Below are 22,022 nucleotides of genomic sequence, written 5' to 3'. Positions count from 1 at the left end.
GATGTGACGAATACGGACCCGCGCTTCCCGGCTACCCATTGAGACAGATCAAGGCGGCGCGGAAGGAAGCTGCCTTTCCTGTACCTGAGACTGAACGAAGGCCGGGAGCGGCACCATGAAAGCCAAGGACATCATGACGACCCGCGTCGTGACGGTCACTCCCCACCACAGCGTCAGACATGCCGCCCAGATCATGCTCGACCATGGCATCAGCGGCCTGCCGGTGACCGACGACGAGGGGCGTCTCGTCGGCATCGTCACCGAAGGGGATCTGTTGCGGAGGGTAGAGCTTGGCAGCGCCGGACTTGTCGGTGCCATCCGTTCGCCGGACCGGGTCCGGCAGCAGGCGCGCGACTACATCAGGAGCCATAGCTGGAAGGTCGGCGACCTCATGACCGAGCATGTGATCACTGTCGAGGAGGAAACGCCGGTCGGCCGGATCGCCGCATTGATGGAGGAGCGGCGGGTCAAGCGATTGCCCGTGATGAGAAACGGCAGGCTGGCGGGCATCGTCAGCCGCGCCAATCTGTTGCGCGCCATAGCCGTGGCGAAGCTCGAGGCGCCGGTGAGAGGCGACGACGCGATCCGCCGCAGCGTTCTCGCCCGACTTGGCGAGGTGAATGAACTCAGTGACGTCAGTCTGGGCGTCATCGTCTCGGGCGGCATCGCACACCTTTGGGGCGACGTCGATTCCGAATCAACCCGCCAAGCGGCGAATGTGGTTGCCGAGGGCGTGCGCGGGGTCACCGGCGTCGTCGATCATCTGGGCCTCATCGCGGCGGACGACCCAGCTGCAGATCGGCACGGGCCAAGGGCGACAGGCGAATGAGCTCCATTGGCCAATCGGTGGAAGAGGCCTTCAGATACGGCATCGCAGCCGGCGCGACAGCCGTCATGACGCCCGCCACCGAATCATGCCACCGGAGGATGTCGACAATCTCCACCGCTGCATCAATGCGTCATTGCAAGCGTCCAGAACCTTGCCAACACCGGCATCCCACTGAAGCGGCCCCATCCGGTGCGCTCCCTCCCTCAGTTGCTGATCGAGCCAAGTACGGCTATCAAGGCGTCGATATCGATCGGCTTGTCGAAGAACGCCAAAGCATTGAGCCGCTTCGCCTGGGCGTGCACCTCTTCGGTGGCCCGGCCGGATACGACGATAGCGGGGACAGGGTTATCCATGGCGCGCAGCTTTTCCAATACGTTGAGACCGTTCGCGCCCGGCAGGTTGACGTCGAGGATCACACAGGCGCCATCGTTCTGCACGCCATGGGCAAGAAGCTCCTCGCCGCTGGAGTATTCGTCAACCTCATAGCCATAGAGTTCCAGCACCATTCGCAGGGAATCGCGAACGGCTTTGTCATCTTCGATGACTAGGATGGTTGGCTTCAAAGCACCGATCTCAGTTATGTCTTCAGCACATAATGGAGTTTTGGGGCGGGTAACTCCGTGATCCACATCAATATCAAGAGTGCCGATTAGCCAGCCGATCAGTGCCTTGTCTGGATCGCGGGACATTGTGATCCGAGTTGGGGCCGACACCTGTTTCGCGAACCAGAGGCACGGTAAAGTGAAACGTGACACCGGCCGAGGCGTTGCGGGTGAACCATATCCGACCGCCGTGCGCTTCAATGATGGCTTGCGAAATGGAAAGACCAACGCCCAGGCCTTGCGCCTTCGTCGTGACAAATGACTCGAACAGGCGGCTCGCTACATGGTCGCTCAATCCCCGGCCGACGTCCGACACCACGACGCGGACAAACGCAGCTTCGTCCAACGCAGCACCGATTGTGACCTCCCGCCGGGATAGGCCCTCCATCGCGTCTATGGCGTTTCGCACGAGATTAACCAGAACCTGCTGGATTTGTATGCGGTCGACGTGAATGCGTAGTGCATCGTCGGGAAGCTTGAGATGGACCCGCACACCACGCCCGGCAGGTCCGGCCATGGCAAGTGCGAGCGCCTCCTCTATCAGGACGTATAGGTCGGCGTCTTCGAACTCGATTTCCCGCCGCTCGACGAAGCTTCTGAGCCGTCGGATGATGTCGGCCGCGCGCCGGGCCTGTTGTTCGATCTTCTCGAAACAGCTCGCTGAGGACAGGTCTTTTTCACTATGATGTTGGCGGGCGGCGTTGCGGCCTACAAGCGCATAGTTAGTGATCGCCGCGAGCGGCTGGTTGATCTCGTGTGCCAGGCCGGCGGCCAACTGGCCCATTTCGCTCAGCCGGCTGACGTGGAACAGCTTGGCCTGGAGTTCCTGTACCCGGCGGTGCTCATGGTCCAAGTCCGAGAGGTCGCGGATGAAGCCGATGAATATCTGGCTGCTGTCCACGGTGGTCTCGCTGACGAAGAGCTCGATCGGGAATGTCGAACCGTCCTTGTGCTGCCCGACGACGACACGCCCGATCCCGACGATTCGTCTTTTGCCGGTCGCCAGATAGTCCGCAACGTAGGCGTCATGGCGTTCGCGAAAGTGGGGCGGCATCAGGATCTTCACGCTCTGCCCGACAGCCTCCTCGCTGGCATATCCGAACAACTTCTCGGCCGCCGGATTGAACGAGCGGATGATGCTGGCAGAATCCATCGTGACGATTGCATCCGGCGCACTGCGAACGACGACCTGGAGCAACCTCGCATCCGGCGGCGAGTTCAGAGTCGTTCGTTCGGAGGCACGCTGTTCTGTTGCTTTCTTGGGCATGCTGAATTCACGCTCGCCGCATCTGATATATGGCTTGAGCGGAACGACGCGCGATGCACATCGACTGCGCCGTGACACGCATCACGTCATCGCCCGGGGACGTAATGGCGCAAGCCTGCAGTACGGTTGCCATTAGCGTTGACGCGTGACGTCAGCATCTCAAGTACCCCACCCGTGTATAAGCCCCAGCGTCTCTCTTTTCGCGCTTGGTGTCTCAGGCACCACTCTGACAGGTGCACCCTATGTCTTTGGTTGATAACAACCTTTGATTTGGATCAAGCCCTGCGTCCGCCGATGTGCTTGGCGGCATCACCTCGCTCAAGACCGGACGTCACCAAACTCACCGCCTTTGCGGATCAAGCAGGATCGTGCTTCGGATTTAGCTTTCCGTTCAGCCGTCCGATTCCGGCGGCGATGTACTGCGATGAACGGGTCAGAGGTGGGATCGTCAGCCGCAGGGCATTGAGGCGATCATCGACCGGCACCAGTTGTCGAGCGAAACCGAAAGCCCTCCTGACCAATTCGCGGCGGCGCCATATCCACCTCCTCGCCGATGCCGAAATCTACGGAATGACCAAGTCGCAGTCGCCGCAAGTACTACCCGCGCACAAGTCTCCTTGAAGGGGAGCAAAGGGTGGGTCGCTCGTGGCGGCTTCCCGCGCCTCGTCGGCTTCAAAAACCGTTGGTCGATGGCGGCGCGGCGCTTGTCGATCATGGCCAGCACCGGCCAGGCGAGGATGGCGAAATTCACCATCTGTAGTGCCAATGTCCACCAGTCGATCTGCATGGTCAGCCGGTGTAGGGATTGGCGAACAGAAGCAGGAGCGCGATGACGAGGCAATAGATCGCCATCGTCTCGATCATGGCGAGCCCGACGAAGAGCGTGCGAGAGATGGTTCCCGCCGCTTCGGCTTGCCGCGCGATGGCGTCCATGGCGGCGACTACCGAGCGGCCCTCCGCAAAGGCCAGTCCGATGGCGCCGAAGGAGACGGCAACGAAAGCGCCGATGATGCTGATGAGTACCGGGTCCATGGAAGCTCCTTAGCTGGCCTCGCCGCCTGCCGTGGCGGCGCCGATGAAGACAGTTGCAAGAACGGTGAAGATGTAGGCCTGTATGAACCCGAGAAGCAGTTCCAGCGCCATGAAGGGGATGGGCACGAACAGGCCGGTCAGGCTGATTACCAGCGCGATGACGAACTCCCCGCTCATCACGTTGCCGAACAGGCGCACCATGAGGGAGAAGGTGCGTGTGATCTCCGACAGCACGTTCAAGGGTAGCATGATGAGCTTCGGCCTGGCGAAGCTGGCTAGATAGCTACCGAGCCCCAGCGCTCTGGCGCCATAGTAATGAACCGATAGGAAGACGACCAGCGCCAGTGCTGCGGGCGTTTCCAGCCGCGCCGTCGGCGCCTGCGTGCCGGGCAGGATGCCCGAAAGGTTCGCCGCCATGAGGAAAAGGAAGAGTGTGCCGATGAGGGGCAGGAGCGACCGGCCGTCTCGGTGCAAGGTCTCGCCGGTCTGGCCGACGATGCCCTCCACGATCACCTCGACGGCGGCCTGCCGCCGGCCCGGGCGCAATTCGAGCCGGCGCGTTACGAGCCTTGATGTCAGAACCAGCACCAGACGGTGCTGACGAGCGGAGAACCTTCCATCAGCTCGTCCTCCCCTTGGATCTGAGCGCTAAGGAGCGGGCAACGAGGAAGCCGAGAAAGCCCGCGAGCAGCGGCGCTGCGCCAAACCAGGAGAGCACGCCGAGGAAGGCGACGGCTGCCGCAGTGCGCATCAGCATCCGGCCGCAAGCGTCAAGCCAGCCGCGGCCTGCAACGAGAAACCTCTGCCGTGCGGCGCAGGGCACGGAAATAGGCGAGGCCGAACAAGATGCCGGCAAGGCCGGAGCCAAGGATCGGCAGAAGGGCGACGGGCTGCGAGATGTTCATTCCTGATGCATCCTCGTCCATGCGAGTGTGGAGCCGACAGCGAGCCCCACCACGAGCAGACCCAGGGTCCAAAACAGGCCCGAGCCGAAAATGCGGTCGAGCCAGCGCCCAACGAAGACGCCGATCAGCGTCGGCGTGACGATCACCCAGCCGAGCGCGCCGATCATCGCCAGGTTCTGGCCGATGGAACGCTCGCCGACGCGCTTCCATAATTCGCGGCGCTCGCGCCTTCGCCGCACGGCTTCGTCGAGCCGTCGGTTGCGGTGGCGGTCGTCTTCTTCGGGACCCGCCGTCATTCGCCGATCTCCGGCGGCCGCAAGCCCGACCCGCTCCGTTCGCCGCCCAGCCGCAGGAAACGATAGATCTGACGAAGTGCCGCCAGATAAAGCCGCTGCGCACCCGCCCGCGCGCTTTGCTCCTCGACGAGCTGGCGATGGAAGCGGGAAAGCATGTCCGCTTCAAGCTTCTGCAGATCGTCGCCGCAAACGGCCTCGCGCGTAGCGATGGCGATTGTCTCGCCGCCGCGTATTTCCAGCATGCCGCCGCGCACGGCGACATGATGCTCGTCGCCATCACCGTTGCGCCAACTCACCACCGAAATAGAAAGCGCCGTGAGAAAGTCGGTATGGCCAGGCAGGATCCCGAAGGCGCCGTCTCGTCCTCGGCGCGCAGATGCGCGACGTCTTCGGCTTCGACCACGACGGCAAGAGGCGTTGTAGCGGTCAGCTTCATGGCGACCTGCCCGCGTTTTTTGCTTCCTTCTCGCGTGCCTCCTCAAGGTCGCCCACCATGAAGAACGAGCTTTCGTCCCAGCCATCCGTCTCGCCGTCGAGAATGGCCTTGGCGCCGGCGAGCGTCGCTTCCAGCTCTACAGCGCGGCCGGGCCGCCCGGTGAAAGCTACCGTCACCATGAAAGGCTGGGTGAGGAAGCGCATGAGGCGGCGCGCTCGCTGGACGGTGGTGCGGTCGGCCGCGCTCAGTTCCTCGATGCCGATAAGCGCAATGATCTCTTGCAGCTCGCGGTAAAGCGCGCGTCGATTACTGAGCCATGGACAGCGACGACTTCGCCTCTCGTCTTGCCGTGCTCGCTTTTCGTTCCACTCACTGCCACGGGCTTGAGCCTTTGAGATATGCTTGCCGGCAACCGGCTGCCTGTAGCCCCGAAAACCTTGGATGCAGACTGCCTGCGCGGTTTCATGCCGAAAACGGCATTCTTCGGCTGAGCCGCGCACCGGCTTTCACACAGCCCCACACTTAGGCGGGCCGTCCAGACCCTCATTGACCTGCGTCAAGGTACCAACCCTTTGACGGCAACATACTTGTAACAAAGCGTCGTGAACGATCCGCCGGGTGGTGCGTTAGCTGGGTACGAGACTCGAAGCATGGCACAAGGAGCAAGCGCAATGAACAAGCTGCAGCCAGTGGCTCTTGGCATCGCGTTCGGCATTCTGGGAGCCGTCTACATTTTCATCCTTGGCATCACGGCGATGTTCGGCTGGGGCACGGCCATGATCGAGCCGATCACTTCGTTCTATATCGGCTATGGTGCATCGATCGGCGGCGCCATCATCGGGGCGATCTGGGCCTTCGTGGACAGCTTCATCGCCGGCGCAGTGATCGCTTGGCTCTACAATATGGTGGCCCGTGAATAGGTTTGAGCGAGCCTTCTGCGCGAGTTCCGAGCCGTCGGTCGCAATGTCGGCTGCACCTGTCGATATCTCACCAAAGATCGCGGCCAGAAGCACAATGCCGACGCGCGGATCGAAACCGTCCGGTTCCGACAGGAGCTGGTTCAGCGTCTGCTCCCTCTCGCCGCCGCCATATCCCGTCAAGTTTGTCGATGAAGATGATGCAGGGAGGCGGCCTGGCGCGCTTGCTCGAACGGGTCGCGAACGCGCGCCGCCCCCACGCCGACGAACAGGACCCCCTTCGGGATCCGCGCTCCGAGTCGGCCGTACTTCTCACGATCTTTCAGGAAGGAGACAATCTCCTTGAGCTCGACCTTGGCCTCGTCCACGCCGGCCACGTCGTCGAACGTAACCCCTGTCTGACGCTCCACATAGACTTTGGCCTTCGATTTGCCGATGTTGATAAGGCCGCCCATCCCTTGTCTTTCGGCGAAGCCACGGAACAGGAATGACCAGAGGATAAAGAAGAACAGGATCGGGATAACCCAGGAAAGGATGGTCGTCAGCCAAGTGCTGTCGGTGCCGCCCGAGATTTGAACACCGGCCCTTTCGAAAGCCGCCGCCGTATCAGGGTCCATCCTGGCCGCAACGAAAAGGCTCCTGCCCTGTTGCGGCTCCTTGAACCGACCCTGAAGCGTCGTCTCCGTAATGGTGGCGGATGCCACTTTGCCGTCTTCCACCATCTGCACGAGGTCGCTGTATGGGAGCTGGGCGACATCACGCGAGGCGAGCTAAAGCTGGAACATGCCAAGCAGAATGAAGGCGAGGATGACGTACCCGATGTTGAGCGTGTGCTTGCGGTTCATGCGCATGGTTCCGAGCGGCTGGGCCGATCCATCTGGCATTCTTTCAAATGGCAGCGGGCTTGACCTTGATACCGCTCAAGAGCACCTCTCCTCAGCCGGCGCTTCATTCACGATGCACAGGGCGAGCGCCAGCGCCAGCCCTTCCGGCAGGTTCTGAAGCCCTATGCCGACGGCAAGGGTCATGCCGCCGGCAATATTTCCGCCACCGAAACCCACCCCCACGGCAAGTCCTTCGGGCGCATTGTGGATCGTGATTGCGATGACGAAAAGCCAGATGCGCGCAAGCGCCTGCGCCTTCGGTCCCTGCCGGCCCTGAAAGAAATGTTCATGGGGAACCAACTCGTTGATCGTCGCCATCGCGGCAGCGCCGAGCGCCAATCCGCCCGCGGCGATGGCAGCCGGCAGCATGTTTCCGCCGTGAAGCTCGCGCGCCGCTTCGATGCCCGGCAGAAGCAGGGAAAAGAACGACGCCGACAGCATCACCCCCGCGGCGAAACCGAGAAGGACACCATTCGCACGCTGGGAGACAGATTTGCCAAACAGAGCGGGCAAGGCGCCCACGCTGGTCATCAGGCCGGCGATCAGACTGGCGAGAAAGCCAACAAGGACCATATTCATGGTCTCACCACAACGCTGCAGCGGGCAAGGTCTTCCGCCGCCTGGCGGAGAGCATGCGGGCTGCTGCCCGAATTCGGATCTCCTTCATCTTTCAGTATCGGTCCGATCTCGGAGCCGTATCGATCAGACCGGAATTGCAGCCGACAGCGCCACCGCCGCACCGCGCAAGCCCGCATCCTGGCTCTTGATGACCTGTGAGCCGCTCCAGAAAGGAAAAGAGCCTGCCCTTGGACAGGAAGGCGCCGCGGAATGCATCGGTGGCGAGCAGGTCCAGTATTCGCGGCACAATTCCACCCCCCAGATACACGCCGCCTCCGGCACCATAGAGCAGAGCGACATCGCCGGCGAAACGACCAAGCCATTTCACGAAGAGTTGCAGCGCCAGCTCCGCGAGCGGATCCTCCTTCGCAAGACTAGCCGAGCTTTTCGACGAACAGGATGCCGCCGTGAAGTGGATGATCAAGAACGTGATCACCGAGGCGCGCGAGGCCGGCGCCAAGATCGGCCTGTGCGGCCAGGCGCCGAGCGATCATCCCGAGTTCGCCGCTTTCCTCGTCGAATGCGGCATCGATTCGATCTCGGTGAGCCCGGACAGCTTCATTGCGGTGAAGAAGCAGGTGGCGGCGGCGGAGGCCGACCGGAAGTGCTGATGCCGTCGCCGAGGCGATCGGCCATGCCCTCGATCCCCACGAAGAACGCGACTTCAAGGGCGGCGGGCACAAGGCTGTAGTCGCCTTGCGGCAATGTCCGGGGAAGCGTTCGCGGTCAGGCTCTCTCTTTTCTCATCGCGAGCTTCTCGACCGAGACCTCATGGTTTGCGCAGCCGCATTCGGCGAAAGCAGCAATGTTTGCGATGGTGGTCTCGGCGATGTTGGTAAGCGCCTCTCTCGTGAAGAAAGCCTGATGGCCGGTGATGAGCACGTTGGGGAAGGTCAATAGCCGCGCGAACACATCGTCACGGTAAGCGGGGACCCGCGCAACCTTGATGCCCAGATCGCGTGCCGCTTCCAGATCGACATTGTTGAAGCCGGCACTTCTCAGCGCCACCAGCCGGATGCCGACCCCACGTAGCGCCTCCCTACGCGGGCGTGCCGACCGCCATGCCGTCGATCGTCGCCCTGGCTTCCTTGCGCGCCTCTCTCGCCGTTTCGGAAGCAAGCCGCGAGCCGATCGTGGCGATCCTCGCTGCCTCTGCCGAATAATCGGAAGCTGCATTCTGCATGAAGACGCCGAACACGTCGAAAGTATCGTTGTACTCGCTGCTGGCCGTGAGATCGTCGATGAGCTTCACGTCTTGCTCGAGACGGTGTTTCAGAAACGATAGCGCCTCGATCTGGTAGCGCATGATCGCCTTGAAGGTATGCGTCTGAAGCCACGCCGCCGCTTGGACGAACTGCTGTCCGTCCCCGATTGAGAACCATGTGAGAGGTGGCGATTGCACGGGCATGTCCTGCATTTGTCCGCTCCTGAAGCTGTCTGTCGGCGAGGCAAGAATCCGAATTATGCAGCATGAAACATAGATGCCTGTTGCGGCAGGCTCATTGACGCGGGTCAAAGGCCGCCGCCACGGCTTGGGCTCGGAAGAGAGCTCAATGAAGGAGCTGCAGCAATGAGGAAGCCCAAGACGTGGATCCTGGTCGCCGACGGGGCGCAGGCACGCATCGTACGCGAGCTCACTCGGGATCCCGAGACCGGAGAGCGTCTCGAAGACATCGTCCATCGGATGCAACACAAGCCGCTCCGGCAGATCATGTCGGATCGGCCAGGACGCGCTTTTGCCTCGCATGGCGCGCGGCGCTCGGCGATGCAGTATCATGCCGACCCCGTTCGCGAGCGACAGAGACAGTTCGCGGCAATGCTGATCGACGAACTCGAGAAGCATCACGCGGCGGGAGCACTCGAACGGCTGGTCGTCATCGCGGAGCCGCGCATGCTCGGCCTCATCCGCGAAGCGCTCCCACCGGCGCTCAAGCCCCTGGTCGTCGAAGAGTTCGGCAAGGACCTGATCAAGCTTCCAACCGAGAAACTGTACGCGGCGATCGCCGATCTGGGCGTGAACGGACTTCATGCGGAACGGTGATCGCATCCCGGCCCGGCCTTGATGCGCATCAAGGCCGGGCCGCCGCATCCGGCTTTCAATGCGGTCAGAACGAAAGGCCCGTCTATCCATGGAAATGCCGATCTTCTCCGCCCGCAGCCTGACGAAGGTCTACCGCTCCGGCGAGGTGGAGGTCTTCGCGCTTCGCGGCGTGGACCTCGATCTCCAGGAGGGCGAGATGGCCGTGCTGCTCGGGCCGTCGGGCAGCGGTAAGTCGACCCTTCTCAACATCCTGGGCGGGCTCGACCACGCGACGTCGGGGACGGTGCGTTTCCGAGACGAGGAACTCACGGCCTATTCCGAGCGCCACCTTACCCGCTTCCGGCGCGAGCATGTCGGCTTCGTCTTCCAGTTCTACAACCTGATCCCCAGCCTCACGGCGTGGGAGAACGTGGCTCTTGTCACGGAAATCTCCGCCGCCCCGATGAAGCCTGAAGAAGCGCTGGAGATGGTGGGGCTCAAGGACCGGATGACGCATTTCCCGGCCCAGCTTTCGGGCGGGGAGCAGCAGCGCGTGGCGATCGCCCGCGCCATCGCCAAGCGGCCGGAGGTGATGCTGTGCGACGAGCCCACCGGCGCGCTCGATTCCAAGACCGGTATCCTCGTCCTCGAGGCTCTCTGGCGCATCAACGCGGAGTTGGAGACGACAATGGCAATCATCACGCACAACGCCGGCATCCGGCAGATCGCGCATCGCGTCTTCACCTTCCGCGACGGACGGATCGCCGAAGCCGAGGTCAACGAGAGGCGGGCGAAGCCCGCCGAGGTGAACTGGTAGGGCGATGTCGGTCCTCGACCGGAAGCTTGTTCGCGACCTCGCCCGCATGTGGGCGCAGGTGCTCGCCATCGCGCTCGTCATGGCCTGCGGCGTGGCGACCATCGTGCTGGCCATCGGCGCCTACCGTTCGCTCGACGAGACGCGCGCCGCCTTCTACGACCGTTACCGCTTCGCAACCGTGTTTTCCGGGCTGACGCGTGCGCCGCTGCATCTCAGGGACCGGATCGCGTCGATCTCCGGTGTGAGCGGGATCGAGCTGCGCATCGTCAAGCCCGTGCTCCTCGACATCCCCGGCATGGCGGAGCCGGCGACCGGCATCGCCGTCTCGATCCCCGACCATGTCGAGCCCGCCGTCAACCGGCTCTATCTGCGCGCGGGACGCCTGCCGGAGCCCGGGCGTGTCGGCGAGGTCGCCGTGACAGAGCCCTTCGCACTCGCCCATCGGATGGCGCCCGGCAGCCGCTTCGACGCCATCATGAACGGGCGCAAGCAAACGCTGACCATCACCGGCATCGTGCTGTCTCCGGAATTTATCTACGCCATCGGTCCCGGCGACCTGATCCCCGACCAGCGGCGCTTCGGCGTGTTCTTCATGCCGCGTGCCACGCTCGCCGGAATCTTCGACATGCACGGCGCCTTCAACGACGTCGCCCTGCGCACCCAGAGGAATGCCGATCTCAGCGCGGTCATCGACACGCTCGATGCCCTGCTCGAGCCCTACGGAGGAACGGGCGCGCACGATCGGGAAGACCAGATTTCGCACATGTTCCTGGACAGCGAACTCACCCAGCTCCGCGCCATGGCGATGGTCATTCCGCCGGTGTTCCTGTTCGTCTCGGCCTTCCTGGTCAACATGATCCTGACGCGGCTCATCGCACTTGAGCGCGAGCAGGTCGGGTTGATGAAGGCCCTCGGCTACGGCCCGATGGCGATCGCCTGGCATTATGCCAAGCTGACGCTGGCCGTGGCCCTGATCGGCATTGCGATCGGCTCGGTCGCCGGCAACTGGCTGGGGCGCGGCATGACGGATCTCTATGCGCGCTTCTATTCGTTCCCCTTCCTGATCTTCCGGCAAAGCCTCGATCTTTATACCATTGCCGCCGCCGTCAGCGCGCTGGCGGCGTTGGCTGGCAGCGCCCGCGCCATCTGGGGCGTGGTGGGTTTGCCACCGGCCGTGGCAATGCAGCCGCCAGCGCCGACGCGCTATCGCAGTCTGCTGGGAAGCGGATCGCGCCTTCTGCGGGTGTTCTCGCAGCTCACGATCATGGCTCTCCGGCACCTGATCCGCTGGCCGGTGCGCACCCTTACGACCGCCCTGGGAACGTCGCTTGCCGTGGCGCTCCTGATCACGGCGCTGTTTGCGTCCGATTCGACAGCCTTCATGGTCGACACGGTGTTCACCCGCACGGAACGCCAGGACGCGACCCTGTCCTTCGGCACCGAGCGCTCTCCTCGCGCGTTGCAGGAGGTGGCCGCCATGCCGGGCGTGCTACGCGCAGAGGCTTTTCGCACGACGCCTGTCATCCTGCGCTATGGCCATCGCGAACGCCGGGTCGCGATCCAGGGGATTGTTCGGGAACCAGATCTTTCCCGCGCACTCGACAAGGCTCTCGATGCCGTGGAGCCGCCGCCTGCAGGGCTGATGATCTCCGAATGGGTCGCCAACCTGCTCGGCCTCAGCATCGGCGATATCGCCGAGGTCGAACTGCTGGAAAAAGGCCACCGGATGGCGACGGTGCCGATAAGCAGCATCGTCGAAAGCTATATCGGGCTCGCCGTCTATATGCGCACTGACGCCCTCGACCGTTTGATCGGCGACGGGCCGCGGCTCTCCGGGGTGCATGTGGCCGTCGACCCCTCGCGCCTCCGCGAGCTTTACAGCACCGTCAAGCGCACGCCGGCGGTGGCGGCGATCGCCCTGCAGGGGCTGTCGCGCGAGCGCTTTCGCGAGACGATCGAGGAGAACATCACGATCATGACGACCGTCTATACGGCACTTGCCGTCATCATTACCTTCGGCGTCGTCTACAACTCGGCACGCATCCAGTTCTCGGAGCGGGCACGGGAACTGGCAAGCCTGCGTGTTCTCGGTTTCGGAAAAGGCGAGGTGTCGAGCGTGCTTCTGATCGAGCTGGGCGCGATCGTCGCAATCGCGCAGCCGCTCGGCTGGCTGCTCGGCTATGTCTTTTCCTGGACGGTGGTGAACGGGTTTTCGAGCGACCTTTTTCGCGTGCCGTTCATCGTCAACCGCTCCACATTCGCCACTTCAAGCCTTGTGGTGTTCGGCGTCGCCGCACTGTCGGCGCTGATCGTGCGCCGCCGCGTCGACAGGCTCGACCTCGTGCGTGTGCTCAAGACAAGGGAATAGCCCGATGAAATCCGCCTGGTTCAAACGCCTCCTCATGGCACTTGCCGCCGCCGCCGTGGTCGCGGGGTTTGCATGGTCGCTGCGCGAGCAGCCGTCGCTGGTCGACGTGGCCGTGATCCGGCAGGCTCCGATGAAGGTGACGATCCGCGAGGAAGGGATGACCCGGGTGCGTGAGGTCTACACCGTCTCCGCACCCATTGCCGGATATCTGTCGCGTACTGCGCTCAGAGAAGGCGATTTCGTGGAAGCCGGGAAAACAGTCGTCGCGGAGATCCAGCCCCTCGACCCGCCGCTGATCGACCGGCGCACGGAGGCGGAGCTGCTTGCCGCCCGCGATGCCGCCCGCTCGGGCGTCGGCATCGCCGAGAGTGAGCTGCAGCGCGCCGAGACCGCCTTGCGGCTCGCCGAAACCGAGCTTGAGCGGGCGCTCAAGCTGCACGGGCCCGGGGTCATCTCGGAGAGCGCGCTGCAAAAGGCGGCTAACGAGGTCGAGCTCCTGAAGGCCGCAGTGGAAGCCGCCAGGGCGACGGTCGGATTCCGCCGCGCCGAACTGGCGAGCGCCGAGGCGCGGCTTTTGCAGCCCGGCCAGCGCGATCCGGAGGCGGAAAGCTGCTGCGTCAGCGTGCTTGCGCCTGTGGACGGAACGGTCCTCGCCGTTCTGGAGAAGAGCGAGCAGGCCGTGGCCGCTGGAGCACGTATCGCCGAGATCGGCGATACGGGAGATCTGGAGGTCGTCGTCGATCTGCTTTCGGCCGACGCCGTTCGCATTGCGCCGGGCACGAAGGCGCTGGTGCGCGATTGGGGCGGCGACCGGCCCCTCGAAGCCACGGTCCGGCGGGTCGATCCGGCCGCCTTCACCAAAGTCTCGGCGCTGGGCATCGAGGAGCAGCGTGTCAACACCGTTCTCGACCTCGACGACAGCGACAATCGCCTTGGGCACGGTTACCGGGTCTTTGCCGAAATGACCGTCTGGGAGTGCGCAGACTGCCTGCAGGTGCCGATCAGCGCCCTGTTCCGGAATGGCAGCGCTTGGAACGTGTTTGTCGTCGACAACGGCCGCCTGCGCCAGGCTGACTTGGAAATCGGTCAAATGAACGATGAGATGGCCGGGGTGCTGGGCGGTATCGAGGCTGGCGATGTCGTCGTCCTCCACCCCGCGGACACACTCGAGGAGGGCAGCCGGGTCGAGCGGAGGGAGTGAGGCGCGGGCCATCTGGCCTAATCCCGCCGGATCAACTCGCCGGGATGCAAAGAGGGCGATAGATTCGACCATGGCGTCGAGAACGACGACCGCTCCAGCCTGTCACGAACCATTGTCCGCGCAAAAGATTCTCAAATAAGGAGGGTGGCGAGCGGAGTTCCTCTGCCTGCGTTGAACTACCGGGTGGGCGCGCCGAGAAGCCGACGTTCGCTGAGCGTCTCAAGAGAGGTCGTTCACTCGCACAGGATTCGGCCCAAGCAAAATTATTCTCCGTGGATAGGAGTATACACAACCCGGTCGACCGCGCTCTGGGCGGCAGGCAGGTGACCGCCAGTCGTAACGGGATCGCCGCCCGCTACTTTCTCATCGGCCAACTAGATGTCCGAAATCATGGCTCCGCGACAGACCCGCCGATGGCACCGCCCTTGATGGAATGCTTCTCAGCGCCCGAGAGCGGTAAGCCAATCCCCAAAACTCTTCATATCATCCGGTGTGTCCGCGCCACTATACGCGCTGTGCTCAGCCGCTGCATGCTCGCGCGCTTCGCGTGGACTGTAGCCGAATTCGAGCTTGAACGCGCGGCTGAAGTTGGCCGGCGTATCGAAGCCGGCAGCTTCCGCAATCTCGAAAATACGCTGGTTGTTGGCTGGATCGCTGAGTGAGGCATGCGCCACCAGCAGCCGCTTTCTTCTTATGTAATGCAGGACGCCGCCGCTGGGCTCGAACAGCTGGTATAGCCGTGTGCGGGAAATGCCGAGCTCCCGGCACAGGCTCTCGGGCGTAAGGTCGGGTGAAGCCAGGTGCTGCCGGATGTTACGGCGCGCCCGCTCCATGAGGCCTATGCCGTGCTGCTCCGTCGCATGCTTATGCTTGACCGAAGTCAGGCTCATGGCCACCATGTCGCGCAGCGCGCTAACAATTCCGGGGAGATCCTCCGCGACAAGGCTGCGCAGCGAAGTCTCCACACTGTTAATATAGTCGTCCAGCAGATGGGCCAAGTTGCCTGACAGGATCGAATTGTTGGCAGCATCGAGAATTGCCGCCGAGTCGCCGAAGAGATCGCGGGGAAGGTAGACGACAACGGCTTCCGCATCGGTGATACGGCCCCAATAGGGGTGCCCAAGCGTCCGGAATACCGCCTTGCCGGGCTCGTTCTGCGCGACATAGCCGTCTACCTCTGTCCAGCTGCGTCCGCTGCGCAATATGGTGATGTGGCAATGATCGATGGGCCTGGCGCGCACCTTGGCTGCCGACCGCCGGTAGCTGTGTGCGGCCACGCGCTGCTGCGCAATAATCACGCTACCCAGGTTCCACGCGACGTGATCGGCGGGAAAGCCGTCCTCGGGTGTCTTATCATCAGGCAGCCGATATTCGGCGACCGTCTCCATATAGGACTGCCACGCGCTGAACTGCTGCTTTTTCGGCAAATCCCGCGTGGAGAACTCGATCGGCTTCAAAATGGGAGGTCCGCGTATCGCGGGTGCGTCCCGAACCGGCTGTTCGCCTCGCGGCCAACGGCGTCGCTCCGGCCTTGGTTTCGCCGTGGAGGAGCCGGCTTCTTCGATCTTCCACCCAGGGGTTTGAGAGTCCCGCCCGCCGTTCATCTGTTACCTAAGCCTCCCTCATGGCTGTCGGTTCTCAGAGTGTCGGATACCAATCGTCCATAACGATCGGTGACGCACTTTGTTCCACGCCGGAAGACAAGTCAGACGACCCGCCGAGCCCTGCTCGCAGATACGGAAAAATGTACGCTGCGATAAATTCGCGGATTCTGAGGTAATGACAGACTTTTCCCAAGAGCATATTTTATCGACATGGCTTGGGAGATAAGCAGTTCGTAGTATCCTAACATGATACACATCTCTCCTGCAAAGTGACTAGTACTATATAAGCACAATGCGATGAAGGATAGCGCACGCGCTCCCTTCACCAGGTGCTTATTGCCCAGCGGGGGGCAAAATATCATGCTTGAAAATGCTGTATCGCAGAGAATTCTTGTGACCGGCGGTTCGGGCTTTCTTGGTTCACATTTGTGTGAAGCTCTTCTACGCTCCGGCCATCATGTGATCTGTCTCGATAATTTTTCCACAGGTCTGCGCCGGAACATCGAGCATTTGACAGACACTGAACACTTCAGCTTCATCGAGCATGACATAGTCACGCCTATCGACTTCGAAGTCGATCAGATATTCAACCTCGCCTGCCCAGCGTCGCCTCCGCACTACCAGGCAAACCCGGTACATACGACAAAAACGAGCGTGTTGGGTTCGCTGAACCTTCTCGAGCTCGCTCGCCGCCACAATGCACGCATTCTCCAGGCTTCGACCTCCGAGGTTTATGGCGATCCTAATGTGCATCCACAGGTCGAGAGCTACTGGGGTAATGTGAACCCCTTCGGTCCCCGTGCCTGCTACGACGAAGGCAAACGGTGCGCCGAGACGCTCTTCTTCGACTACCACCAGAGCCACGGCATAGCGGTAAAGATCGCGCGCATCTTCAACACCTATGGACCGCGCATGCGGCCCGACGACGGCCGTGTCGTTTCCAATTTCATCGTCCAGGCGCTGAAAGGAGACGACATCACCATCTATGGCGACGGTAGCCAGACTCGTTCCTTCTGCTTCGTGGACGACCTGATTGACGGCTTCCTACACCTCATGGCCTCGCCGGCTTCTTTCACGGGGCCGGTAAACCTCGGCAATCCTTGCGAATTCACCATCGGCGAGTTGGCAGAACAAGTGATTGAACTCACCGGATCGACGTCGAGGATCGTGCATCGTCCGCTACCGATCGACGATCCCCGCCAGCGCCGCCCCGACATCTCGCTGGCCATGCGGGAGCTAGATTGGCAGCCGCGCGTGACGCTCTTTGAAGGCCTCGGCAAGACGATCCGCCATTTCGATCGCCTGTTGGCGGACACCGACCCCAAACTCGCCGAGGTCGCATGATGTCGGCGGATCGAATCCTCGTTACCGGCGGCGCCGGCTTCATCGGAAGCCATACCGCGAAGCTGCTCAGCGCCAGCGGCATCGAACCCGTCGTTTTCGACAACCTGTCGACCGGCAACCGCTCCTCGGTGCGCTGGGGCCCGTTCGTCCATGGCGACATCCTGGATACCGCCTTACTTGCCCAAACAATAGCGCGCTACAAGCCGGCGGCGGTCATCCATTTCGCGGCCTGCGCCTATGTGGGTGAATCCGTCGAGCAGCCGGCCAAATACTACCGGAACAATATCACTGGAACCCAATCACTGCTCGACGCCTGCCTCCAGAGTGGGCTCGGCAATGTCATCTTCTCCTCGAGCTGCGCAACGTATGGGGTGCCGGCGCATCTTCCCATCGTCGAAGGTGCGCCGCAGATACCGATCAACCCCTACGGTCGCACAAAGCTGATCGCCGAGCACATGCTGCGCGATTATGCGGCCGCCTACGGTCTGCGCTACGTGGCTCTTCGCTATTTCAACGCCTGCGGAGCCGACCCCGAGGGCGAAATCGGCGAACGGCACAATCCGGAGACGCATCTGATCCCGCGGGCCCTGATGGCCGCGGCGGGTGCGATCCCATTCCTCGAGGTCTTCGGCGACGACTACGAAACCGCCGATGGAACCTGCGTTCGCGACTATATCCACGTCTGCGATCTGGCGCAGGCCCATGTCCTTGCCTACGAACACCTGGCGGCAGGAGGGTGCGACCTGGCCGTCAATGTGGGCACCGGTCGCGGCACGTCAATTCGCGAGATTCTTGCCGCGATCGGCCGCGTTACCGGCCGGAAGGTGCCTATCCGCATGCACCCACGGCGGGCGGGCGATCCGCCGGCGCTCTACGCCGACCCGAGTTTGGCACGTACGGCAATCGGCTTCTCCGCCGAACACTCCGACCTCGATACGATCATGCGTACGGCCGCACCCTTCTTCGGACTGGAGGTACGGCCACAATGAACGTTGCCTCCAAGAGCGCTATCAGATCTACCGGCACGGGCGCCGCGCCGCTGCTGGTCTCCGTTTTCACCAGATACCGGAAGATCGAGTATCTGGTGGGCGGGGCGGTCTGGGCTGCAGCCCTCGTTTACTTCTGGGCGTGGTGGCTGAAACCCGAGCATCATTTTAGTGTGGCTGGCTCGGTTCTGGTCACCGGGGTGCTCGCCTGGGCAACACTTCTGCCCGCCTATTTTCTGGTGATCTTCTATCGCGGCCGAAAGCCGAACGGCCCGCTGCGGCTCCCGGTGGGCAGCCGTATCGCCATGGTCGTAACCAAAGCGCCGGCCGAGCCCTTCCCCGTGGTGGCGCAGACGCTGAAGGCGATGCTCGCCCAGGAAGTGCCGCACGACACCTGGCTGGCGGACGAAGACCCCTCCCCCGAGACACTCGATTGGTGCCGCAGGCACGGCGTGTTCGTCTCTACCCGCAAGGGACGGACTGACTATCATCGCACCACCTGGCCCCGGCGCACACGCTGCAAGGAGGGCAATCTCGCTTTCTTCTATGACCACTACGGCTACGAGCGCTACGACTTCGTCGCGCAGCTTGACGCCGATCACGTGCCCGAGCCCGGCTATCTGTTTGAGATGCTGCGGCCCTTCGCGGACCCTGCGATCGGCTATGTTTCCGCACCCAGCATATGCGACCGCAATGCGCATGAAAGCTGGTCGGCGCGCGGCAGGCTCTATGCGGAAGCAAGCATGCATGGCTCGCTTCAGGCTGGGTACAATGGCGGGCTCGCGCCCCTGTGTATCGGCTCACACTATGCCGTGCGCACCGAGGCGTTGAAACAGATCGGGGGCCTCGGTCCGGAGCTTGCCGAAGACCACTCCACGACCTTGATGATGAACGCCCATGGCTGGCGCGGCGTGCACGCGCTGGACGCGATCGCCCATGGCGACGGGCCGCGCACCTTTGCCGATCTCGTGACCCAGGAATTCCAGTGGTCGCGCAGTCTGGTCATGCTGCTCCTGCAGTATTCGCCCAAGCTCGTGGGCAATCTGCCGCCGCGCCTGAAATTCCAATTCCTGTTCTCGCAGCTCTGGTATCCCTTGTTCTCGCTCTTCATGGCGCTGATGTTCGCAATGCCGATCATCGCGCTCCTGCGCGGCGAAATTTTCGTCGGCGTTACCTATCCCGCCTTCCTGGCCCATTTCGCTCCTCTGTCCATCGTCCTGATTCTGATGGCCTATCGCTGGCGCGCGGGCGGCACGTTCCGCCCGGCCGACGCCAATGTGCTGAGTTGGGAGGCGATGCTCTTCCTCCTGGCGCGCTGGCCCTGGGCGCTTGCTGGATGTGCGGCCGCCGTTCGCGACTGGCTCACCGGCTCGTTCGTCGATTTCCGCGTCACACCCAAGGGTACCTCCGAAGTGGATGCGCTGCCCATACGCGTGCTCGCTCCCTACGGCGTGCTCTCGCTTGCCTCGATATTGCCTGTGCTGGCCGTGGAGGACGCCGGCGATACGCGCGGCTTTTATCTTTTCGCCATCGTCAATGCGTCGCTCTACGCCATCCTCCTGCTGGTGATTGTAACCCGGCACGCCCGTGAGAACGCTGTCAGAGTGCGGACCCGCCTCCATCGGCCCGCCCTGGCGGCAAGCCTCCTCGCTCTCTTCGTGTTGCCGGGGGTCGCCACAGCCGAGCGCGGGAAACAGGGGCTCGAAGCGCTCTCCTGGGGAGCGGGCAATTTCCACCTCTTCGAAAATCGCTATTCGGTCGCCGGCGCCGGTATAGGCCAGCCGGGACTACGCAGGACCGTCTTCAACCCGGGATGGCGGCGCGCGAATCCAAGCACAACACACTGAAAAAAAGAAAGGGCGCTCTGCGTAGGAACCCATGAAAATAGCAGTTATCGGAACCGGATATGTCGGCCTGGTCAGCGGCACCTGCTTTGCTGAATGGGGCAACGAGGTGGTCTGCGTCGATAAGCATGCGGAGAAGGTCTTGGGCCTCCAGCAGGGCAAGCTGCCGATCTATGAGCCCGGATTGGACGAACTCGTGGAGCGCAACTACGCCGAGGGCCGGTTGTCTTTCACCAGCGACATCGCCAAGGCGGTGAAGGACGCAGTCGCCGTGTTCGTCGCGGTGGGCACACCTTCGCGGCCCGGCCACGGAGATGCCGATCTTTCCTTCGTTTACATGGCGGCCCGGGAAATAGCGCCGTTGCTTGCGGAGAACGCCGTGGTCGTGGTGAAATCCACCGTCCCGGTCGGCACCGGTGATGCGGTTGAGAAAATCATCGCGACCAAGCGCCGCCGTGGCACCTTCTCGGTGGCTTCCAATCCGGAATTCCTCAGGGAAGGTGTCGCCATTCGCGACTTCCTCAAACCCGATCGCGTCGTGATCGGCGTTGCCGACGAGCGTGCCCGCGAGGTTCTCATGGAGATCTACGGCGCGCCGCTGGCGAAAGTCGATGCGCCCATCGTGGTGACACAGCGGCGCACCTCCGAGCTCATCAAATATGCCTCCAACGCCTTCCTGGCAACGAAGATCACCTTCATCAACGAGCTTGCCGATCTTTGCGAGCAGGTGGGCTCCGACGTAGGAGAACTGGCGTTGGGCGTGGGGCTCGACAAGCGTATCGGCGCGAGCTTCCTCAATGCCGGCCCGGGTTATGGCGGCTCTTGCTTTCCCAAGGACACGCTGGCGCTCCTGCGGACTGCACAAGATCACGGGGTGGCCCTGCGCATCGTGCAGGAAGCGGTGAGCGTCAACGAAGCACGCAAGCGCAAGATGGCGCTCAAGGTGATGGATGCCGTCGGAGGCGATGTCGACGGGCTCACCATTGCTGTCCTTGGCCTCACCTTCAAGCCCGACACCGACGATATGCGCGAGGCGCCCTCCGTGCCGCTGATCGAGACGTTGCAACGCTTCGGCGCCGTTGTGCGCGCGCATGACCCGGTCGGCATGGATAATGCCGCGCGGCTGCTGGAGAATGTCGAACTCCTTGAAGACCCTTATGAATGCGCGCGCGGCGCCGATGCCGTTGTCATCGTCACGGAGTGGGACAGCATCCGGCACCTCGACCTTGTCCGCCTGCGTCGGGTGATGCGCTCACCAATCCTGGTCGACCTGCGCGGTGCGTTTGAGGTGGGCCGAGCGGAACGGGCGGGCTTCTACGTCTGCGCCGTCGGCCGCCCCGCTACACGCCTGGTCGAACTCGCACCGGACCTTTTCGACACCAGATACCGCCTGCCCGGCGCGAATGCGGCGGGTGGACGGCGCGTCCTCGGAGGAAGATATGACCACTAAGCAAACCATAGAAAGCGCTCGCCGCCCTTTCCTGCCTGTGTTGCGGCCGGCCATCTTGTCTCGCGTTCTGGCAGGACTGCTGATGCTATCCGGCGAGGGCTGGGCAGCCGCGGCCAAGGTCACTCCGCCCGAGGATGCGCGCGCGATGACGGGCGTGGAACTCTATATGCTTTATCGCAACAAGTCCTGGAAATGGGAGCATGGCGCCGGCCGCATGGAAGATGAAGGGCGGGCCTTCAAGGCTTGGTCGGAATCCGGCGACAGTCAGGTCTGGGCGACCGGTCGATGGATCGTGACGGATCAGGGCCTCTTCTGCATGAAAGCCGATTGGCACACGCCGACTGGCACCTATGCGAACAAGACTTGCTTCAAACACAGGATTTCCGACCTCACGATCTACCAGAAGAGAGAGCCGTCGGGCGACTGGTACGTCTTCAGGCACACCGTGCCGAAGGACAGCGACGAGTTCGCAAAGCTCGTGAGCGAAGACTTGGTCTCTTCGAAACTGGAGTTCGTCGAAACATCCCCCAAGGACGGCCGTGAGAAGACGTCGCTCCAGCAGCAGACGACGGACGATGCAGAGAGAAAAATGGAGAACTAAG

27 protein-coding genes are annotated in these 22,022 nt (G+C 62.6%); 12 read left to right on the top strand and 15 right to left on the bottom strand.

What is annotated here, in order from left to right; translation table 11 throughout:
- Positions 1-115 precede the first annotated feature (115 nt).
- Positions 116-829: a CBS domain-containing protein gene (locus tag GM910_RS10680; protein ID WP_159587486.1), complete on the top strand. Its 714-nt coding sequence runs from the start codon at positions 116-118 to the stop codon at positions 827-829.
- Between the two features lie 203 nt (positions 830-1,032).
- Here GM910_RS10680 and GM910_RS10675 read toward each other — a convergent pair whose 3' ends face one another.
- The 9 genes from GM910_RS10675 to GM910_RS27725 form a co-directional block, all read right to left on the bottom strand.
- Positions 1,033-1,518 (bottom strand): response regulator, encoded by a 486-nt coding sequence (locus GM910_RS10675; protein WP_159587484.1) that lies wholly within the window; start codon positions 1,516-1,518, stop codon positions 1,033-1,035.
- A complete protein-coding gene (locus tag GM910_RS10670) occupies positions 1,466-2,698 on the bottom strand; it encodes a PAS domain-containing sensor histidine kinase (RefSeq protein ID WP_159587482.1) in 1,233 nt (410 codons plus the stop codon). Before GM910_RS10670 ends, GM910_RS10675 begins: the two co-directional genes overlap by 53 nt.
- Positions 2,699-3,487: 789 nt before the next feature.
- Positions 3,488-3,730 (bottom strand): F0F1 ATP synthase subunit C, encoded by a 243-nt coding sequence (locus GM910_RS10665; protein WP_159587481.1) that lies wholly within the window; start codon positions 3,728-3,730, stop codon positions 3,488-3,490.
- A 9-nt stretch (positions 3,731-3,739) separates the two neighbouring features.
- Positions 3,740-4,318 carry a F0F1 ATP synthase subunit A gene (gene atpB / locus GM910_RS10660; protein ID WP_246225979.1) on the bottom strand — a complete coding sequence of 193 codons (579 nt, stop codon included), beginning with the start codon at positions 4,316-4,318 and terminating at the stop codon, positions 3,740-3,742.
- A 31-nt stretch (positions 4,319-4,349) separates the two neighbouring features.
- Entirely contained in the window at positions 4,350-4,481 is a 132-nt protein-coding gene (locus tag GM910_RS27215) for a hypothetical protein (RefSeq protein WP_246225977.1), read from the bottom strand.
- A gap of 19 nt (positions 4,482-4,500) precedes the next feature.
- On the bottom strand, positions 4,501-4,635 hold the full coding sequence (locus GM910_RS27615; RefSeq protein WP_281354887.1) for a hypothetical protein: 135 nt from the start codon (positions 4,633-4,635) through the stop codon (positions 4,501-4,503).
- Complete coding sequence (locus GM910_RS10650) at positions 4,632-4,931, bottom strand: AtpZ/AtpI family protein (RefSeq protein WP_159587479.1); 300 nt, start codon at positions 4,929-4,931, stop codon at positions 4,632-4,634. The genes GM910_RS27615 and GM910_RS10650 overlap by 4 nt, the downstream gene beginning before the upstream one ends.
- Positions 4,928-5,452, bottom strand: a complete 525-nt coding sequence (locus tag GM910_RS10645) for a F0F1 ATP synthase subunit epsilon (RefSeq protein ID WP_246225976.1) — start codon at positions 5,450-5,452, stop codon at positions 4,928-4,930. The genes GM910_RS10650 and GM910_RS10645 overlap by 4 nt, the downstream gene beginning before the upstream one ends.
- Positions 5,364-5,867 carry an ATP synthase beta subunit C-terminal domain-containing protein gene (locus GM910_RS27725; RefSeq protein ID WP_343032980.1) on the bottom strand — a complete coding sequence of 168 codons (504 nt, stop codon included), beginning with the start codon at positions 5,865-5,867 and terminating at the stop codon, positions 5,364-5,366. Before GM910_RS27725 ends, GM910_RS10645 begins: the two co-directional genes overlap by 89 nt.
- Positions 5,868-6,038: 171 nt before the next feature.
- Here GM910_RS27725 and GM910_RS26925 point away from each other — a divergent pair, with 171 nt between their 5' ends.
- A complete protein-coding gene (locus GM910_RS26925; protein WP_246225989.1) occupies positions 6,039-6,287 on the top strand; it encodes a bacteriophage holin in 249 nt (82 codons plus the stop codon).
- 176 nt (positions 6,288-6,463) lie between these two features.
- Here the strand turns inward: GM910_RS26925 and GM910_RS27810 are convergent, their stop codons facing one another.
- The 3 genes from GM910_RS27810 to GM910_RS10625 all read right to left on the bottom strand — a co-directional run bounded on the left by GM910_RS27810 (position 6,464) and on the right by GM910_RS10625 (position 8,210).
- Positions 6,464-7,006 carry an ATP-dependent metallopeptidase FtsH/Yme1/Tma family protein gene (locus GM910_RS27810; RefSeq protein ID WP_425482670.1) on the bottom strand — a complete coding sequence of 181 codons (543 nt, stop codon included), beginning with the start codon at positions 7,004-7,006 and terminating at the stop codon, positions 6,464-6,466.
- A 198-nt stretch (positions 7,007-7,204) separates the two neighbouring features.
- Positions 7,205-7,747, bottom strand: coding sequence for a ZIP family metal transporter (locus GM910_RS10630; RefSeq protein ID WP_159587478.1), 543 nt, complete (start codon positions 7,745-7,747; stop codon positions 7,205-7,207).
- 91 nt (positions 7,748-7,838) lie between these two features.
- Positions 7,839-8,210 carry a glucokinase gene (locus GM910_RS10625; RefSeq protein WP_246225974.1) on the bottom strand — a complete coding sequence of 124 codons (372 nt, stop codon included), beginning with the start codon at positions 8,208-8,210 and terminating at the stop codon, positions 7,839-7,841.
- Between GM910_RS10625 and GM910_RS10620 the strand changes: the two genes are divergently transcribed.
- Complete coding sequence (locus GM910_RS10620) at positions 8,203-8,397, top strand: putative PEP-binding protein (protein WP_246225987.1); 195 nt, start codon at positions 8,203-8,205, stop codon at positions 8,395-8,397. The genes GM910_RS10625 and GM910_RS10620 overlap by 8 nt on opposite strands.
- A gap of 115 nt (positions 8,398-8,512) precedes the next feature.
- Here GM910_RS10620 and GM910_RS10615 read toward each other — a convergent pair whose 3' ends face one another.
- Entirely contained in the window at positions 8,513-8,905 is a 393-nt protein-coding gene (locus GM910_RS10615; RefSeq protein ID WP_281354885.1) for a Rossmann-fold NAD(P)-binding domain-containing protein, read from the bottom strand.
- Positions 8,826-9,203 (bottom strand): phasin family protein, encoded by a 378-nt coding sequence (locus GM910_RS10610; RefSeq protein WP_246225972.1) that lies wholly within the window; start codon positions 9,201-9,203, stop codon positions 8,826-8,828. Before GM910_RS10610 ends, GM910_RS10615 begins: the two co-directional genes overlap by 80 nt.
- 153 nt (positions 9,204-9,356) lie before the next feature.
- On the opposite strand from GM910_RS10610, the gene GM910_RS10605 reads away from it, so the two are divergent.
- The 4 genes from GM910_RS10605 to GM910_RS10590 all read left to right on the top strand — a co-directional run bounded on the left by GM910_RS10605 (position 9,357) and on the right by GM910_RS10590 (position 14,192).
- Entirely contained in the window at positions 9,357-9,827 is a 471-nt protein-coding gene (locus tag GM910_RS10605; RefSeq protein WP_159587477.1) for a host attachment protein, read from the top strand.
- Positions 9,828-9,915: 88 nt separating this feature from the next.
- Complete coding sequence (locus GM910_RS10600) at positions 9,916-10,623, top strand: ABC transporter ATP-binding protein (protein WP_201285460.1); 708 nt, start codon at positions 9,916-9,918, stop codon at positions 10,621-10,623.
- A 4-nt stretch (positions 10,624-10,627) separates the two neighbouring features.
- Positions 10,628-12,991, top strand: a complete 2,364-nt coding sequence (locus GM910_RS10595; protein ID WP_159587476.1) for an ABC transporter permease — start codon at positions 10,628-10,630, stop codon at positions 12,989-12,991.
- 4 nt (positions 12,992-12,995) lie between these two features.
- Entirely contained in the window at positions 12,996-14,192 is a 1,197-nt protein-coding gene (locus GM910_RS10590) for an efflux RND transporter periplasmic adaptor subunit (RefSeq protein ID WP_159587475.1), read from the top strand.
- Positions 14,193-14,632: 440 nt separating this feature from the next.
- On the opposite strand, the gene GM910_RS10585 is transcribed toward GM910_RS10590, so the two are convergent.
- Positions 14,633-15,649, bottom strand: coding sequence for a helix-turn-helix domain-containing protein (locus GM910_RS10585; RefSeq protein ID WP_159587474.1), 1,017 nt, complete (start codon positions 15,647-15,649; stop codon positions 14,633-14,635).
- A 507-nt stretch (positions 15,650-16,156) separates the two neighbouring features.
- On the opposite strand from GM910_RS10585, the gene GM910_RS10580 reads away from it, so the two are divergent.
- From GM910_RS10580 to GM910_RS10560, 5 genes are read left to right on the top strand one after another with little or no spacing between them, the layout of a single operon-like run.
- Positions 16,157-17,140, top strand: coding sequence for a UDP-glucuronic acid decarboxylase family protein (locus tag GM910_RS10580; RefSeq protein WP_246225970.1), 984 nt, complete (start codon positions 16,157-16,159; stop codon positions 17,138-17,140).
- Entirely contained in the window at positions 17,140-18,129 is a 990-nt protein-coding gene (gene galE, locus GM910_RS10575; protein WP_159587472.1) for a UDP-glucose 4-epimerase GalE, read from the top strand. The genes GM910_RS10580 and galE overlap by 1 nt, the downstream gene beginning before the upstream one ends.
- Positions 18,126-19,973 (top strand): glycosyltransferase family 2 protein, encoded by a 1,848-nt coding sequence (locus GM910_RS10570; RefSeq protein WP_159587471.1) that lies wholly within the window; start codon positions 18,126-18,128, stop codon positions 19,971-19,973. Before galE ends, GM910_RS10570 begins: the two co-directional genes overlap by 4 nt.
- A 31-nt stretch (positions 19,974-20,004) precedes the next feature.
- Positions 20,005-21,420: a UDP-glucose dehydrogenase family protein gene (locus GM910_RS10565; protein ID WP_159587470.1), complete on the top strand. Its 1,416-nt coding sequence runs from the start codon at positions 20,005-20,007 to the stop codon at positions 21,418-21,420.
- The gene (locus GM910_RS10560) at positions 21,410-22,021 is read left to right on the top strand and encodes a DUF995 domain-containing protein (protein WP_159587469.1); all 612 of its coding nucleotides are present in this window, start codon (positions 21,410-21,412) and stop codon (positions 22,019-22,021) included. The genes GM910_RS10565 and GM910_RS10560 overlap by 11 nt, the downstream gene beginning before the upstream one ends.
- Position 22,022: the final 1 nt, after the last annotated feature.

It is taken from the genome of Chelativorans xinjiangensis, assembly GCF_009812055.1.
GTDB classification, from domain to species: Bacteria; Pseudomonadota; Alphaproteobacteria; order Rhizobiales; family Rhizobiaceae; genus Chelativorans; species Chelativorans xinjiangense.
Note: the sequence above shows the minus strand (reverse complement) of the source record. Positions and strands in the feature narration are given on the sequence as shown.

Bases quoted from the DNA above. Each gene is read 5' to 3' on its own strand.
- GM910_RS26925 (WP_246225989.1), top strand. From the start codon at position 6,039: ATGAACAAGCTGCAGCCAGTGGCTCTTGGCATCGCGTTCGGCATTCTG.
- GM910_RS10670 (WP_159587482.1), bottom strand. From the start codon at position 2,698: ATGCCCAAGAAAGCAACAGAACAGCGTGCCTCCGAACGAACGACTCTG.
- GM910_RS10590 (WP_159587475.1), top strand. From the start codon at position 12,996: ATGAAATCCGCCTGGTTCAAACGCCTCCTCATGGCACTTGCCGCCGCC.
- GM910_RS10665 (WP_159587481.1), bottom strand. From the start codon at position 3,730: ATGGACCCGGTACTCATCAGCATCATCGGCGCTTTCGTTGCCGTCTCC.
- galE (WP_159587472.1), top strand. From the start codon at position 17,140: ATGTCGGCGGATCGAATCCTCGTTACCGGCGGCGCCGGCTTCATCGGA.
- GM910_RS27810 (WP_425482670.1), bottom strand. From the start codon at position 7,006: ATGGTGGAAGACGGCAAAGTGGCATCCGCCACCATTACGGAGACGACG.
- GM910_RS10605 (WP_159587477.1), top strand. From the start codon at position 9,357: ATGAGGAAGCCCAAGACGTGGATCCTGGTCGCCGACGGGGCGCAGGCA.
- GM910_RS10650 (WP_159587479.1), bottom strand. From the start codon at position 4,931: ATGACGGCGGGTCCCGAAGAAGACGACCGCCACCGCAACCGACGGCTC.
- GM910_RS10565 (WP_159587470.1), top strand. From the start codon at position 20,005: ATGAAAATAGCAGTTATCGGAACCGGATATGTCGGCCTGGTCAGCGGC.
- GM910_RS10630 (WP_159587478.1), bottom strand. From the start codon at position 7,747: ATGAATATGGTCCTTGTTGGCTTTCTCGCCAGTCTGATCGCCGGCCTG.
- GM910_RS10570 (WP_159587471.1), top strand. From the start codon at position 18,126: ATGAACGTTGCCTCCAAGAGCGCTATCAGATCTACCGGCACGGGCGCC.
- GM910_RS10645 (WP_246225976.1), bottom strand. From the start codon at position 5,452: ATGGCTGGGACGAAAGCTCGTTCTTCATGGTGGGCGACCTTGAGGAGG.
- GM910_RS27615 (WP_281354887.1), bottom strand. From the start codon at position 4,635: ATGAACATCTCGCAGCCCGTCGCCCTTCTGCCGATCCTTGGCTCCGGC.
- GM910_RS10595 (WP_159587476.1), top strand. From the start codon at position 10,628: ATGTCGGTCCTCGACCGGAAGCTTGTTCGCGACCTCGCCCGCATGTGG.
- GM910_RS10620 (WP_246225987.1), top strand. From the start codon at position 8,203: ATGATCAAGAACGTGATCACCGAGGCGCGCGAGGCCGGCGCCAAGATC.
- GM910_RS10610 (WP_246225972.1), bottom strand. From the start codon at position 9,203: ATGCAGGACATGCCCGTGCAATCGCCACCTCTCACATGGTTCTCAATC.
- GM910_RS10680 (WP_159587486.1), top strand. From the start codon at position 116: ATGAAAGCCAAGGACATCATGACGACCCGCGTCGTGACGGTCACTCCC.
- GM910_RS10675 (WP_159587484.1), bottom strand. From the start codon at position 1,518: ATGTCCCGCGATCCAGACAAGGCACTGATCGGCTGGCTAATCGGCACT.
- GM910_RS10600 (WP_201285460.1), top strand. From the start codon at position 9,916: ATGGAAATGCCGATCTTCTCCGCCCGCAGCCTGACGAAGGTCTACCGC.
- GM910_RS27215 (WP_246225977.1), bottom strand. From the start codon at position 4,481: ATGCGCACTGCGGCAGCCGTCGCCTTCCTCGGCGTGCTCTCCTGGTTT.
- GM910_RS10580 (WP_246225970.1), top strand. From the start codon at position 16,157: ATGCTTGAAAATGCTGTATCGCAGAGAATTCTTGTGACCGGCGGTTCG.
- GM910_RS10560 (WP_159587469.1), top strand. From the start codon at position 21,410: ATGACCACTAAGCAAACCATAGAAAGCGCTCGCCGCCCTTTCCTGCCT.